Source organism: Streptomyces sp. N50 (assembly GCF_033335955.1).
Taxonomy (GTDB): Bacteria; Actinomycetota; Actinomycetes; order Streptomycetales; family Streptomycetaceae; genus Streptomyces.
Window position 1 is genome coordinate 1,430,892 of sequence record NZ_CP137549.1, and the last position, 13,945, is coordinate 1,444,836.

The 13,945-nt window shown below is 70.6% G+C and carries 11 protein-coding genes; 4 read left to right on the top strand and 7 right to left on the bottom strand.

The genetic code is table 11. The annotated features are described in order from the left end of the window. Positions 1-9 precede the first annotated feature (9 nt). From R2B38_RS06030 to atzF, 4 genes are all read left to right on the top strand, one after another. Positions 10-834: an urea amidolyase associated protein UAAP1 gene (locus tag R2B38_RS06030; protein WP_318015292.1), complete on the top strand. Its 825-nt coding sequence runs from the start codon at positions 10-12 to the stop codon at positions 832-834. Continuing rightward, the gene (locus tag R2B38_RS06035; RefSeq protein WP_318015293.1) at positions 831-1,472 is read left to right on the top strand and encodes an urea amidolyase associated protein UAAP2; all 642 of its coding nucleotides are present in this window, start codon (positions 831-833) and stop codon (positions 1,470-1,472) included. The genes R2B38_RS06030 and R2B38_RS06035 overlap by 4 nt, the downstream gene beginning before the upstream one ends. Beyond that, positions 1,469-4,978, top strand: coding sequence for a 5-oxoprolinase/urea amidolyase family protein (locus R2B38_RS06040; protein WP_318015294.1), 3,510 nt, complete (start codon positions 1,469-1,471; stop codon positions 4,976-4,978). Before R2B38_RS06035 ends, R2B38_RS06040 begins: the two co-directional genes overlap by 4 nt. Positions 4,979-5,089: 111 nt before the next feature. Beyond that, on the top strand, positions 5,090-6,742 hold the full coding sequence (gene atzF / locus R2B38_RS06045; RefSeq protein WP_318015295.1) for an allophanate hydrolase: 1,653 nt from the start codon (positions 5,090-5,092) through the stop codon (positions 6,740-6,742). An 80-nt stretch (positions 6,743-6,822) separates the two neighbouring features. Here the strand turns inward: atzF and R2B38_RS06050 are convergent, their stop codons facing one another. The 7 genes from R2B38_RS06050 to R2B38_RS06080 all read right to left on the bottom strand — a co-directional run bounded on the left by R2B38_RS06050 (position 6,823) and on the right by R2B38_RS06080 (position 13,874). Beyond that, positions 6,823-9,687, bottom strand: coding sequence for a DEAD/DEAH box helicase (locus tag R2B38_RS06050; RefSeq protein WP_318015296.1), 2,865 nt, complete (start codon positions 9,685-9,687; stop codon positions 6,823-6,825). Positions 9,688-9,773: 86 nt separating this feature from the next. Continuing rightward, positions 9,774-10,736, bottom strand: coding sequence for a twin-arginine translocase subunit TatC (tatC, locus tag R2B38_RS06055; protein ID WP_199811049.1), 963 nt, complete (start codon positions 10,734-10,736; stop codon positions 9,774-9,776). 48 nt (positions 10,737-10,784) lie between these two features. Beyond that, a complete protein-coding gene (gene tatA / locus R2B38_RS06060; protein WP_033283742.1) occupies positions 10,785-11,066 on the bottom strand; it encodes a Sec-independent protein translocase subunit TatA in 282 nt (93 codons plus the stop codon). A gap of 259 nt (positions 11,067-11,325) precedes the next feature. Then, the gene (locus tag R2B38_RS06065) at positions 11,326-11,520 is read right to left on the bottom strand and encodes a hypothetical protein (protein WP_033283741.1); all 195 of its coding nucleotides are present in this window, start codon (positions 11,518-11,520) and stop codon (positions 11,326-11,328) included. Positions 11,521-11,539: 19 nt separating this feature from the next. Beyond that, the gene (locus R2B38_RS06070; RefSeq protein ID WP_411978426.1) at positions 11,540-11,851 is read right to left on the bottom strand and encodes a hypothetical protein; all 312 of its coding nucleotides are present in this window, start codon (positions 11,849-11,851) and stop codon (positions 11,540-11,542) included. A 72-nt stretch (positions 11,852-11,923) separates the two neighbouring features. Beyond that, the gene (locus tag R2B38_RS06075) at positions 11,924-12,901 is read right to left on the bottom strand and encodes a WYL domain-containing protein (protein ID WP_318015297.1); all 978 of its coding nucleotides are present in this window, start codon (positions 12,899-12,901) and stop codon (positions 11,924-11,926) included. 19 nt (positions 12,902-12,920) lie between these two features. Then, positions 12,921-13,874 (bottom strand): helix-turn-helix transcriptional regulator, encoded by a 954-nt coding sequence (locus R2B38_RS06080; protein WP_318015298.1) that lies wholly within the window; start codon positions 13,872-13,874, stop codon positions 12,921-12,923. Between the last annotated feature and the right edge of the window lie 71 nt (positions 13,875-13,945).

Consider the following 13,945-nt stretch of genomic DNA (forward strand, 5'->3'; position numbering starts at 1 on the left):
TCCCCCGCGATGGCGACAGCGACCACTTACGGAGCCCGCGACCACGCCCGCGCCCAGGAGGGCACACGGGCCGAGGCGATGCCCGTCGTCCCGGCCGGCGACTGGCCGGCCCCGCCCTGCGAGGCGGGCCACCTGGTGTGGGCCGAGACGGTGGCGGGCGGCAACTACACCCACCGCGTCCTGGCCCGAGGCACCGAACTCCGCCTGACCGACCTGCGCGGCGACGCCTGCGCCCACCTCCTCCTCTACGCGGCCGACCGCCCCTGGGAGCGCCTGAACGTCGCCGACACGGTCAAGGTCCAGTGGAACGCCTACCTCGGCGAGGGCCAGCTCCTCCTCTCCGACCAGGGCCGCGTCCTCGCCTCCCTCGTCGCCGACACCTCCGGCCGGCACGACGCGCTGTGCGGCACCTCCACCCTGGTCCGCAACACCGAGCGCTACGGCGACGGCACCCCGCAGTCCGACTCCCCTGCCGGACGTGAGCTGTTCAAGCTCGCGGCCGCCAAGAACGGCCTGGAACCACGGGACTTGCCGCCCTCGCTCTCCTTCTTCCAGGGCGTCGAGGTCCGCGACGACGGCTCCCTCGACTTCACCGGCTCGACGGGCCCCGGCGGCAGCGTGACCCTGCGCGCCGAACAGGACGTGACCGTACTGATCGCGAACGTCCCGCATCCGGCCGACCCGCGCGACGACTACGTCAACTCCCCGCTGGAGGTGCTCGCTTGGCGCGCCGAGGCCACCGAGCCGGGCGACCCGCTGTGGGAGGCCACGCCCGAAGGCCGCCGCGCGTTCCTCAACACCACCGAATTCCTTGCCGCGAGGGGGCTCATATGAAGACCGAAGACGCACCGGCCGTGAAGACGGTGGACGTACCGGCCCGCGCCGCCTGGTCCGCCGTGATCCGCACCGGCGAGACCCTCACGATCACCGACCTGCACGGCAACCAGGCCGTCGACTTCCTCGTCTACGACGCCCACGACACGTCGGTCCGCTACAGCGCCCCCGACACCATCCACGCCCAGGGCAACCTCTTCCTGACCACCGGCAGCGTGCTGATGTCCAACGAGCACACCCCGCTGATGACCGTCACGGACGACGAGGTCGGCCGGCACGACACGGTCGGCGGCGCCTGCTCCAAGGAGTCCAACACCCTGCGCTACGGCCACCACACCTGGTCGCAGCACGCGTGTGTGGACAACTTCCTCGCGGAGGGCGCCCGTTACGGCCTCGGCAAGCGCGACCTGGTCTCCAACATCAACTGGTACATGAACGTGCCGGTCGAGAAGGACGGCACCCTCGGCATCGTCGACGGCCTCTCCGCCCCGGGCCTGAAACTGACCCTGCGCGCCGAACGCGACGTCCTCGTCCTGGTCTCCAACTGCCCCCAGATCAACAACCCTTGCAACGGCTTCGAGCCGACGGCAGTGGAGATGACGATCACCGGGGCCGCCTCCCAAGGGGATGCCGGATGACCTTCGACACACTGCTGATCGCCAACCGGGGCGAGATCGCCGTCCGCATCATCCGCACGGCCCGCGAACTCGGCCTGCGCACGGTCGCCGTGTACTCCGACGCCGACCGCGCGGCACCCCACGTACGGCTCGCCGACGAGGCGGTACGACTCGGCCCGGCCCCCGCCAAAGAGTCGTACCTGGACGCCGACTTGGTGCTCAAGGCGGCCAAGGACACGGGCGCGGGAGCGATCCACCCCGGCTACGGCTTCCTCTCCGAGGACGCGGCCTTCGCAAGGCGCTGCGAGGACGCCGGAATCGTGTTCGTCGGCCCGACTCCCGCACAGTTGGAGCTGTTCGGCGCGAAGCACACGGCACGGGCGGCGGCCGAGGCAGAGGGTGTCCAACTGGCCCCTGGTACAGGCCTGTTGGCGAACCTGGACGAGGCGCTCGCCCAATCGCGGCTGATCGGCTACCCCGTCATGCTCAAGGCGACCGGCGGAGGCGGCGGCATCGGCATGTCGGCCTGCCACTCCCCCGCCGAACTCACCGAGTCCTGGGAACGGGTGCAGCGCGTGGCCGCCGCCTCCTTCTCCTCCGCCGGCGTCTTCCTGGAACGCCTCGTCGAGCACGCCCGCCATGTCGAGGTCCAGGTCTTCGGCGACGGCAAGGGCAGGGTCGTCACCTTCGGCGACCGCGACTGCTCCCTCCAGCGCCGCAACCAGAAGGTGGTGGAGGAAGCCCCCGCACCAGGCCTCCCCGACCACATCCGCACCCAACTGGCCACCTCCGCACGCGACTTGTGCGCCTCGGTCGGCTACCGCTCCGCAGGCACGGTCGAGTTCGTCTACGACGCGAGGCGCGAGGAGGCCTACTTCCTGGAGGTCAACACCCGCCTCCAGGTGGAACATCCGGTCACCGAGGAGGTCTACGGCGTCGACCTGGTCGCCTGGATGCTGCGGCTGGCCCAGGGCGAGCCCGACGTCGTCCACGCCCCCGGCACCCCGCGCGGCCACGCCGTCGAGGCCCGCGTCTACGCAGAGGACCCGTCCCGCGAACACCGGCCCAGCGCCGGCCTGTTGACCCGGGTCGAGTTCCCGGACGGCGTACGCGTCGACGGCTGGGTGGAGACCGGCACCGAGGTGACGACGTCGTACGACCCGATGCTCGCGAAGGTCATCGCCTACGGCCCCGACCGCGCCCACGCGCTCAGGCGCCTCGACGAGGCGCTGGCCCGCACCCGAGTGGACGGCATCGAGACGAACCTCGGCCTGGTCCGGGCGGCCCTGGCGGAGCCGGACTTCCGCGCGGCCACCCACTCCACGGCAACCCTCACCACCGTCACGGACCCCACCCCCCGCATCGAGATCGTCTCCGGCGGCACCCTCACCACGGTCCAGGACTGGCCGGGCCGCACCGGCTACTGGCAGGTCGGCGTCCCGCCGTGCGGCCCGATGGACGACCTCTCCTTCCGCCTCGGCAACCGCGCGCTCGGCAACGAGGAGGGCACCCCCGGCCTCGAATGCACCCTCCAGGGACCGACGTTGAGGTTCACCCACGCCACCACGGTGTGCGTGACGGGCGCCCCCGCACCGGTGACCGTCGACGACACCCCGGTCCCGCAATGGGAGCCGGTGACGGTACCGGCGGGCGCGACCCTGGAGATCGGCACCCCGGCCGAACACGGCCTGCGCACCTACGTGTTGGTCGCGGGCGGCCTGGACGTGCCGGCCTTCCTCGGCAGCGCGAGCACCTTCACCCTGGGCCGCTTCGGCGGCCACGGCGGCCGAGCCCTGCGCACCGGCGACGTCCTGCACGGCGGCACGGTCACCGAGGGCACACCCGTACCCACCGCCGACCGCCCGACCTTCGCCGCCGTATGGGACGTGGCGGCGGTCGAAGGCCCGCACGCGGCACCGGAGTTCTTCACCGAGGACGACATCCACGACTTCTACGCGGCCGACTGGAAGGTCCACTTCAACTCGGCCCGCACGGGCGTCCGCCTGGTCGGCCCGAAGCCCCGCTGGGCCCGCACCGACGGCGGCGAGGCGGGCCTGCACCCGTCCAACATCCACGACACCCCGTACTCGGTGGGCGCCGTCGACTACACCGGCGACATGCCGGTCCTCCTCGGCCCCGACGGCCCGTCCCTGGGCGGCTTCGTCTGCCCGGCGACGGTCATCAGCCAAGAGCGCTGGAAACTGGGCCAGTTCAGGCCCGGCGACACGGTGCGCTTCACCCCGGTGAACGTCGACGGCTCACCCCGCCCCGACATCGTGGACGGCGGAATCCTGGCGAGGGACGGAGACGTCACCTTCCGCCGCAGCGGCGACGACAACCTCCTCGTCGAATTCGGCCCCATGCAACTGGACTTGGCGCAGCGCATGCGGGTCCACGCCCTGATGGAGGCGGTGGCGGAGGCCGACTTCGAGGGCGTCACGGACCTCACCCCGGGCATCCGCTCACTCCAGATCCAGACGGACCCGGCCCGCCTCCCCCAATCCCAACTCCTCACCTCCGTAAGGGAGATAGCGGCAGCACTGCCACCCACGGACCAACTGATCGTCCCCTCCCGCACGGTCCACCTCCCCCTCTCCTGGGACGACCCGGCGACCCGCGAGGCCATCGCCCGCTACATGGCAGGCGTCCGCGACGACGCCCCCTGGTGCCCCTGGAACATCGAGTTCATCCGCCGCGTCAACGGCCTGGACGCGGTCGAGGACGTCTACGGCACGGTCTTCGACGCGGAGTACCTCGTACTGGGCCTGGGAGACGTCTACTTGGGCGCTCCCGTGGCAACCCCGCTGGACCCCCGCCACCGCCTGGTCACCACCAAATACAACCCGGCCCGCACCTGGACCGCCGAGAACTCGGTAGGCATCGGCGGCGCGTACCTCTGCGTCTACGGCATGGAGGGCCCCGGCGGCTACCAGTTCGTGGGCAGGACGACCCAGGTCTGGTCGGGGTGGCAGCAACGCGGCGCGTTCGAACCGGGCTCCCCGTGGCTCCTCCGCTTCTTCGACCGCATCAAGTGGTACCCGGTGGAGCCGGACGAACTCCTCGAACTCCGGGCCGACATCACCTCCGGCCGCTTCGTCCCGCGCATCGAGGAGGGCACGTTCTCCCTCGCCGAGTACGAGGCCTTCCTCGCCGAACACGCCGAGTCCATCGCGGAGTTCAGGTCCCGCCAGCAGACGGCGTTCGGCGCGGAACGCGATGCCTGGGAAGCGGCGGGCGAGTTCACCCGGGCGGAGGCGGCAGCCGCCCCGGCCCCACCGCAGGCCGAGGTGACGGTCCCGGCGGGCGGACGCCTGGTGGAGGCCGAATTCGCCGCGTCCGTCTGGCAGTTGAACGTGGAACCGGGCGACGAGGTGACGGCGGGCCAACCCCTGCTGGCCCTGGAGGCGATGAAGATGGAGTCCAGGGTGCACGCGCCCATGGCCGGCATAGTCACGGAAGTCCTGGCCAGGCCCGGCGACCAGGTGGAAGCGGGCACGGCGCTGGTGGTCCTGGCCCCTGCGAGCTGAGCCAGAACACCGAACCCAGCAAGCCGCACGGCGCGGCGCCCGCCCTCGCCCCCGCGCACCAAGCCCGGACCCCCGCCCCCGTCGCAAGCCGAACCGCAAGGAGCACCAGAGATGTCGACCACCGTGTCCCGAGTCCGAGCCGCCTACGCCCGCATGGAGGCGGTGAACCGCCCGGAGATCTGGATCGACCTGCGCCCGCAGCCGGACGTGGAGTCCGAGGCACGGGCCATCGACGAGCGAGTAGCGGCGGGCGAGCAACTCCCCCTCGCCGGGCGTCTGTTCGCGGCCAAGGGCAACATAGACGTCCACGGCCTCCCGACCACGGCGGGCTGCCCGTCGTACGCCTACGCCCCGGAAGCCGACGCCCCGGTGGTGGCCCGTCTCCGCGCGGCGGGCGCGATCGTGCTCGGCACCACGAACCTCGACCAGTTCGCCACGGGCCTGGTCGGCACCCGCTCCCCGTACGGCGCGGTCCGCAACGCCCACGATCCCGAGCGGATCAGCGGCGGCTCCAGCGCGGGTTCGGCCGTGGCCGTGGCCCTCGGCATCGTCGACTTCGCCCTCGGCACCGACACCGCGGGCTCGGGCCGGGTCCCCGCCGCCTTCAACGGCATCGTCGGCCTGAAGCCCACCCGGGGCCTGGTCCCGACAGTGGGCGTGGTCCCGGCCTGCGCGTCGATCGACTGCGTGACGGTCTTCGCCCGCACCCTCCCCGAGGCCGAACAGCCCCTGGCCTTCATGACCTCCCCACCGACCCGCGACCTCCCGCCCCTCCCCCAACGCACCCCGGGCCCCTGGCGCATAGCGGTCCCCCCACGGGACCAGCTGGGCGAACTGGACGAGGGCTGGTCGGAGGCCTACGAGGGGGCAGTGACCCGCCTGTCCGACGCGGGCGCCGAGATCCGCACCCTGGACCTCACCCCGTTCACGGAAGCGGCGGCGATGCTCTACGAGGGCGCGTTCGTGGCGGAGCGCTACACAGCGGTAGGGGCATTTGTCGACAAGGCGATCGCCTCCGGCACCGAGGGCCTGGACCCCACAGTCGCCGGCATCATCACCCGAGCCCGGGACATCCCGGCCCACCAGCTGTACGCGGACGAGGAACGCCTGGCCGCCCTCCGCACCCGGGCCCTCTCCGAACTGGCAGACGCGGACGCCCTGTTGCTCCCGACAACTCCGGGTCACCCCACCCTGTCCGAGGTGGCGGCCAACCCCCTGGGCGCCAACGCCCGCCTGGGCCGCTTCACCAACTCCACGAACCTCTTCGACCTGGCGGCGGTGGCAGTCCCGTCGGGCGAGGTGAACGGGTTGCCCTTCGGCGTCATGCTGATCGGCCCGGCATTCACGGACGACCGCTTGGCGCGAATAGTCCGCGAGTTGGAGCCGGAGACCCACATAGCCGTAGTCGGCGCCCACCTGACGGGGCAGCCCCTGAACCCCCAACTACTCTCCCTGGGCGCCCGCTTGGACCGCACCACCACAACGGCCCCGGTCTACCGCCTACACGCCCTCACAACAACTCCGCCCAAGCCGGGCCTGGTTCACGTCGGCGAGGGCGGAGCGGCAATAGAAACGGAGGTCTGGCGCCTACCGGCAGAGGGCCTGGGCCACTTGCTGGCGAGCCTGCCCCGCCCAATGACACTGGGAAGCGTTGAACTGGCAGACGGCACAAGCGTGCCGGGCTTCCTCTGCGAGCCGGCGGCGCTGGCAGACGCAGAGGACATAACAACCTACGGCGGCTGGCGAAACTACGTGAGGTCTTGAGGAGCGCAAGGGCAACCCCCTCAGGGGCGCGGGGAACTGCGCGACCAGCCACAACGCACCCGCACCCGCCAACGACCCCGTCACCCCACAGACGAGTAGGCCACAACCCCCCGCAACAACAGCTCAACAGCCTTCCGCGCATTCTTGGCCACGGTAGAAGCCGCCTCGCCCCCAGTGACCGGCGCCGCAGCAGAAATCTGCCCCAGCACATCGATCACCTGCTTACACCACCGGACAAAGTCCCCCGCAGGCATCTCAACCTCCCGAAGCACCTCGTCCAACCCCTTCCCACTGGCCCACATATACGCGGCCCAGGCAAACCCAAGATCAGGCTCCCGCTGCCCGACCCCCTCGGTCTGAGTGATCCGGAAGTCTTCCTCAAGGGCGTCAAGCCGCCCCCAGATCCGCACCATCTCCCCCAGCGCGGCCTTGGCCGCACCCGACGGCACCTTGGGCACGGTCGCGTCGTCACTGACCCGCGCCTCGAAGACCAACGCCGAGACACACGCGGCGAGTTCAGCAGGAGAAAGCCCCTCCCAAACCCCCTCGCGCAGACACTCACTGGCCAGCAGATCAAGCTCGCCGTACAGCCGCGCCAGCCGCTTCCCGTGCTCGGTGACCTCGTTGCCCCGCAGATAGTCCAGGTCGGTCAACAGCGCGACGATCCGGTCGAAGGTACGGGCGATCGTGTTCGTCCGCCCCTCGATCCGCCGCTCCAACTGCGTCGTGTCCCGCTGCAGCCGGTGATACCGCTCGGCCCAACGCGCGTGATCCTCACGGTCGTTGCACCCATGACACGGATGCGCCCGGATCGCCGTACGCAACTGCGCGATCTCCCGGTCGTCCGCGGCCTGTGAGCGCTGCTTGCGGGCCCGTTCCGGCGGGATGTGCCCGGCCTTGGTGCGCAGCGCGGACGCCAGGTCCCGACGGGACTGCGGGGAACGGGCGTTGAAGGACTTGGGGATCCGCATCCGGTCCAACGCCTCGACGGGGACGGGGAAGTCCATCGACGCGAGCCGCTTGACCTGCCGCTCCACCGTCAGGACCAGCGGACGCGGCCCGTCGTGCTGCTCGAAGCCGCGATGGCCGTTGGACCGCCCCGCGGGCAGTCCCGGGTCCAGCACCAGTGCCAGGCCCGCGTACTTGCCGGTCGGGACATGGATGACGTCACCCGGCTTGAGCTTCTCCAGCGCCACGGCGGCCTCGGCGCGCCGTAGCGCCACGCCCTGCCGGGCCAGCTCGGTCTCGCGGTCCTTGAGCTCGCGGCGCAGCCGCATGTAGTCGTCGAAGTCGCCCAAGTGGCAGGTCATGGAGTCCTTGTAGCCCTCCAGACCCTCCTCGTTGCGCTGCACCTGCCGCGAGATCCCGACGACCGACCGGTCCGCCTGGAACTGCGCGAAGGACGTCTCCAGCAGCTCCCGCGACCGGTGCCGCCCGAACTGCTCCACGAGGTTGACCGCCATGTTGTACGACGGCTTGAAGCTGGAGCGCAGCGGGTACGTGCGCGTGCCGGCCAGTCCCGCGAGGTGCTCGGGGCTGATCCCGCGCTGCCACAGCACGACGGCGTGGCCCTCGACGTCGATGCCGCGGCGGCCGGCCCGGCCGGTCAGCTGGGTGTACTCGCCGGGGGTGATGTCGGCGTGCTGCTCGCCGTTCCACTTGACGAGCTTCTCCAACACCACCGAGCGCGCGGGCATGTTGATGCCGAGCGCCAGGGTCTCCGTGGCGAACACGGCCTTGACGAGCCCGCGCAGGAACAGCTCCTCCACGACCTCCTTGAACGTCGGCAGCATGCCCGCGTGGTGGGCCGCGATACCGCGCTCCAGGCCTTCCAGCCACTCGTAGTACCCGAGGACATGCAGGTCCTCGTCGGGAATGGACGCCGTGCGCTCCTCAACGAGCGCCCGCACCTTCTCCCGCGCCTCGTCGTCGTTGAGCCGCAGCCCGGCGTACAGACACTGCTGTACGGCTGCCTCGCAGGCGGCGCGGCTGAAGATGAACGTGATGGCGGGCAGCAGGTCCTCGTTGTCCAGCCGCTCGATGACCTCGGGGCGGCCCGGTGTCCACACCCGCGAACGCGATCTGCGCTCCCGCTCCCGGTCGGCCTCGCGCATGGCACGGCCGCGCTTGCGGTCCTGGTACGAGGGGCGCTGGGCCTCCATGCGGGCCAGGCGGGTGAGGTCGGGGTTGACGGCCTTCTTGCTGCCCTCGCCCTCCTCGAAGAGGTCGTACATCCGCCGTCCGGCGAGCACGTGCTGGAAGAGCGGCACGGGCCGGTGCTCGGAGACGATCACCTCGGTGTCGCCGCGGACGGTGTCGAGCCAGTCGCCGAACTCCTCGGCGTTCGACACGGTCGCCGACAGGGAGACCAGGGTCACCGACTCGGGGAGGTGGATGATCACCTCTTCCCATACGGCGCCGCGGAAGCGGTCGGAGAGGTAGTGCACCTCGTCCATGACCACGTAGCCGAGGCCGAGGAGGGTCTGCGAACCGGCGTACAGCATGTTGCGCAGCACCTCGGTGGTCATGACGACCACCGGGGCTTCGGAGTTGACGCTGTTGTCGCCGGTGAGCAGGCCGACCTTGTCCGCGCCGTAGCGGCGGCACAGGTCGGCGTACTTCTGGTTCGACAGCGCCTTGATCGGGGTCGTGTAGAAGCACTTCTTGCCCTGCTGGAGGGCGAGGTGGACGGCGAACTCGCCGACGATCGTCTTGCCGGAGCCGGTGGGCGCCGCGACCAGCACGCCCTTCCCCGCTTCGAGCGCCTGGCAGGCCTCGATCTGGAAGGGGTCGAGACCGAAGTCGTACATCTCGCGGAAGTCCGCGAGCGCGGTGGCCTGCTCGGCTGCCCGCAGGCGGGCTGCCGCGTACCGCTCGGCCGGGGAGAGGTCCTCTGTCATCGTGCTTTCGAGCGTACCGGGCGCCACTGACAACAGGACGATCATTATCCGTTCCCATGGATCCTCCACACACGGAGACCGGCCGCCCGCAGTGCGGGAACGGCCGGTCTCGGCGGAGTTCGGGAAGGTGCTCAGGTCACGTCGTCGTATCCGTTGACCCGGTCGGAACCCGTGCCGCTCGCCTGCTCGGGCAGGGCTGCCCGGCCGGCCGAGACGGTTTCGATCTCGCCGATGTCCTCGGGGGTGAGGTCCAGGTCCGAGGCCTCGTCGTCGTCCGGTCCCTCCGCGTCGCGACGGCGCTTGCGCCGGTCGTTGAGCAGGGAGAAGACGACGGCGCCGAAGTACAGCACCCAGATCGGCCCGGCCAGCGCCAGCATGGTCAGCGGGTCGGTGCTGGGGGTGGCGACGGCCGCGAAGACCGTGATGCCGAGGATCATCGCGCGCCACCAGCCGAGCATCCGCTTGCCGGTCAGCGCGCCCGTGAGGTTGAGCATGATCAGCAGCAGCGGCAGCTCGAAGGAGAGGCCGAAGACCAGCACCATGCGCGTGACCAGGTCGAGCAGGTCGTCCAGCGGCAGCAGGTTGCTGACGTCCTTCGGCGTGAAGCCGAGCAGGACCTTCGCGGTGGTGGGCAGCACCCGGTAGGCGAAGTAGGCGCCGGCGAGGAACAGCGGAACGCCGGTACCGACGAAGCCGAGCGCGTACTTCTTCTCGTTCTTGTGCAGGCCCGGAGCGACGAAGCCCCAGAGCTGGTAGAGCCAGACCGGGGACGCCAGGACGACACCGGCCATCAGGGACACCTTCAACGCCAGCGTGAACGGCGTCAGCAGACCGTTGATGGTGATCTGCGCGCACTGGTGCGTCTTGTCACCGGCCTTGCGCAGTTCCTCGAAGGTCGAGGCGCAACCGACCGAGTCCAGCACCGGCTTGGTGATGATGTTGACGATGTCGTTGTAGAAGAAGGCGGCCACGCAGGTCACCACGATGATGGCGAGCATCGCCTTCGCGAGCCGGTTGCGCAGCTCGCGCAGATGGTCCGCGAGGGGCATCCGCCCCTCGGGGTCCTTCTCCTTCTTGCGGGCAGACTTAGGCAACCCACGTCCTCATCTCGTGCGGCAGGCCGAGGGGGTCCCGGCCCTGCGTCAGCGCTTGGTCGTGTCCGACGGCTCGGTGACGGGACGCGCACTGGTCACGTCGCCGGGGGCCGCCTGGATGGTGCGCTGCACGGACTCGTCGGTGTTCGGCGGGCCGGCGGGGGTGGGCGTGGTGTTGCCCTCTTCCTTCATCGCCTTGGCTTCGCTCTTGAGGATGCGGGCGGACTTGCCGAGCGAGCGGGCCATGTCCGGAAGCTTCTTCGCGCCGAACAGGAGCACGATGACGACGAGGATGAGAATGATCTCGGGTGCTCCGAGCCTTCCGAACATAAGTCTTTACCTTCTCACCGAGGCGGCTGGGGTGGGGTGCTGTCCGATCGATCGGACATCTGTCCGACCTTCGTGCTGCCAGCGATCGTAACGCTCAGGGGTAAACGTGAGGCAATCCCCGTGCGTACTCCCGGTCCGCGCTCCGGGCCTCGTTATCCGGACCGCGATCAGCAGCGTACCCGCCTCCACCGACAACGTGACAGGGCAAAGTGACGCGAAGCGCATGAGGCGCGCAACTCACACCCCGCCCATATGTGACTCACAGTGCGTCCACGGAACGCGCGGTGGACACCGCCGCTCGCTCCAGGTCCTCGGCCGCCCGGTTGATGCGGTGCGCGGCGTCCGCGACCTGGAGCCCGAGCCGCCGCGCCTCCAGGAAGACCCGGACGGCGAGCACGCCGAGCACGGCGAGACCCAGGAAACCCACAGCTACCGCGACCATCGCCCAGAACATGGGGCGAGCCTAGACCCTGCTACCCGACGGAGGTCAGCCGCAGGGTCCTGACCCCGCCGCCGGTGAGCAGCTCGACGATCCGCTCGCCCGCGGGCTTGCGTACGGCCGCGCCGCAGTCGGGACAGGTGAAGGAGTAGAAGGTGGTGCGGCTGGTGGCACCGATGGCGAGACGCAGGGCGCTCGCCGCCAGTTCGAAGTTGCTCCGGCAGTCCGGGCAGCCCGCTCTGAACATCACGGGCACCACGCTCTTCATCCCGGCGAACGCGGCGGCCACCGTCATCTCCGGACCGCTCGGGACACCCGGGACACCAGTCGTCATCGACTCGCTCACAGCCCCTGCTCCTCTTCCTTTGGTCGTTCGCCTCCGGGGCGCCTTCTGCCGTTACCGAGAGGGCGACCGTGCTCACCCCTTCGGACCGTCGTACGCCGCCAGCGCCTCGCGTGCGGCCCGGCGGGCGCTGTCGGCGAGGTCGCTCGGGGAGACGATCCGGCCGTCGCGCCCGAGCCGTAGGGCCAGGCGTCTCAGGGACGTGGGGTCGGGGGTGCGCAAGGTAATACGCAGCCCGCCGTCGGGAAGCTCATCGGCACTGTCGTGCGGGTAGTACTCGGCGACCCAGCGCCCGCCCGGGCCGACCTCCACGACGACCTCGGGGTCCTCTGCGGCGGGCTGCACCAATGCCTCGGACAGGTCCCGCAGTTCGATCTCGGGCGGGGCGGACGGCTCGTCGAGGATCTTGATCTCGGCGACCCGGTCGAGGCGGAAGGTACGGCGCGCCTCGGAGCGGCGGCACCAGGCCTCCACATACGTGTGCCCGACGCTGACGAGGCGGATGGGGTCGATCTCGCGCTCGCTCAACTCGTCGCGCGCCGGTGAGTAGTAGCGGATCCACAGGCGGCGGCGCTCCGAGATCGCGCGGTCGACGTCCGCGAAGACCCCGCCCTCGGACTCGAAGGTCACCGACAGGCGCGCGCTGGCCCCGGCCGCCTCACCGGCCGCCGCCTCCACCTTGGCGTTGGCCCGCAGCAGCGCCTGCCGGTCGCTCTCGCGCAGGCCCGGGAGGGTCGACACGGCGCGGGCGGCCACCAGGAGCGCGGTCGCCTCGTCGGCGGCGAGCCGGAGCGGTTCGGCGACGTCGTCCGGGTTGTGCCACCAGATGCGGTCGCCGTCGGTGTCGATGTCGAGCAGGTCACCGCCCCGGAAACTGGTCCCGCACATGGGCAGCACGTCGAGGTCGGAGACCAGCTCGTCCTCGGTGATCCCGAAGGCACGGGCGACGTCCTCGATCCGTGCTCCGGGGCGCTCCTTGAGATAGGTCACCAGGGAGAGCATCCGCCGGGTCTGGTCGATGGCGTTGACGGGCCTGACCGGTTTGCCTGCCACAGTTCTCTTCCGCTCCCCCTCAGCCCTTGGCCACGGCACGCAGCCGGTCCACCACGTCGGCCCGCAGCTCGGCCGGCTCCAGGACGACCACATCAGGGCCGAACTCCACCAGCCAGGCGTCCAGCCCGTGGCCGTACGGAATCTCCAACTCGTCCCAGCCGTCCCCGAGTTCCCGAACCGACACGGCTTTCGCCCGCAAGGGGTAACCGGAGCCCGTGCGCAGCCGGATCAGCGCGGAGCGGTCGGCGGTCTCGCCCGCCCAGCTCGCGACGGTCTCGCGCACGGTGACGACGTCGGGGATGTCCGCGGTGAACCGCCCGTTGCGGGACCGCACTTTGCCGGTGATCCGGGACAGCCGGAAGACCCGCTCGGCGCCCCGGTCCCGGTCCCAGCCGGCGAGGTACCAGTGGCCGCGCCAGCACTCCAGCGCCCACGGCTCGACGGTGCGGGGTTCGGGGCGGGCGGCGGTGGCCTTGCGGTAGTCGAAGACGACGGGACGGCGGTCGCGGCAGGCCAGCATCAGCGGCTCGAACGACGCCTCGTGCACCGGGATCCGCGGCTCCAGGGCGCCGTGCGGCTCGTACGGGTCGAGGTCCTCCGGCATCCCGGCCGCGCGCAGCTTCTGCAGGGCGCCGCTCGCGGCACCGGCGAGCCGGGCCTGCTGCCACACCTTGGCGGCGAGACCGAGCGCGGCGGCTTCTTCGGCGTCGAGGGTGATGGGCGGGAGGCGGTTGCTGTCGCGGCGGGCGAGATAGCCGACCTCGCCGTCCAGGTTCTCCACCGTCTCGATGACCAGCCCGAGTTCGCGCAGATCGTCCTTGTCGCGCTCGAACATCCGGTTGAAGGAGTCGTCGCTGCCCGCTTCGAGGTAGGCCTCGATGGACTCGCGCAGCTCACGCTTGCTGAGCGGCCGCCGCGTCCCGAGCAGACACAGCGCGAGGTTCATCAGCCGCTCGGCCTTGGCAATGGCCATCGACGCCCTTCGCCTCCCTGTATGTGCTTACGAACGATGACCGTACCGCCCCGCGCAGGCCTGGCAAAAGC

Bases quoted from the DNA above. Each gene is read 5' to 3' on its own strand.
- R2B38_RS06030 (WP_318015292.1), top strand. From the start codon at position 10: ATGGCGACAGCGACCACTTACGGAGCCCGCGACCACGCCCGCGCCCAG.
- R2B38_RS06035 (WP_318015293.1), top strand. From the start codon at position 831: ATGAAGACCGAAGACGCACCGGCCGTGAAGACGGTGGACGTACCGGCC.
- R2B38_RS06040 (WP_318015294.1), top strand. From the start codon at position 1,469: ATGACCTTCGACACACTGCTGATCGCCAACCGGGGCGAGATCGCCGTC.
- atzF (WP_318015295.1), top strand. From the start codon at position 5,090: ATGTCGACCACCGTGTCCCGAGTCCGAGCCGCCTACGCCCGCATGGAG.
- R2B38_RS06050 (WP_318015296.1), bottom strand. From the start codon at position 9,687: ATGATCGTCCTGTTGTCAGTGGCGCCCGGTACGCTCGAAAGCACGATG.
- tatA (WP_033283742.1), bottom strand. From the start codon at position 11,066: ATGTTCGGAAGGCTCGGAGCACCCGAGATCATTCTCATCCTCGTCGTC.
- R2B38_RS06065 (WP_033283741.1), bottom strand. From the start codon at position 11,520: ATGTTCTGGGCGATGGTCGCGGTAGCTGTGGGTTTCCTGGGTCTCGCC.
- R2B38_RS06080 (WP_318015298.1), bottom strand. From the start codon at position 13,874: ATGGCCATTGCCAAGGCCGAGCGGCTGATGAACCTCGCGCTGTGTCTG.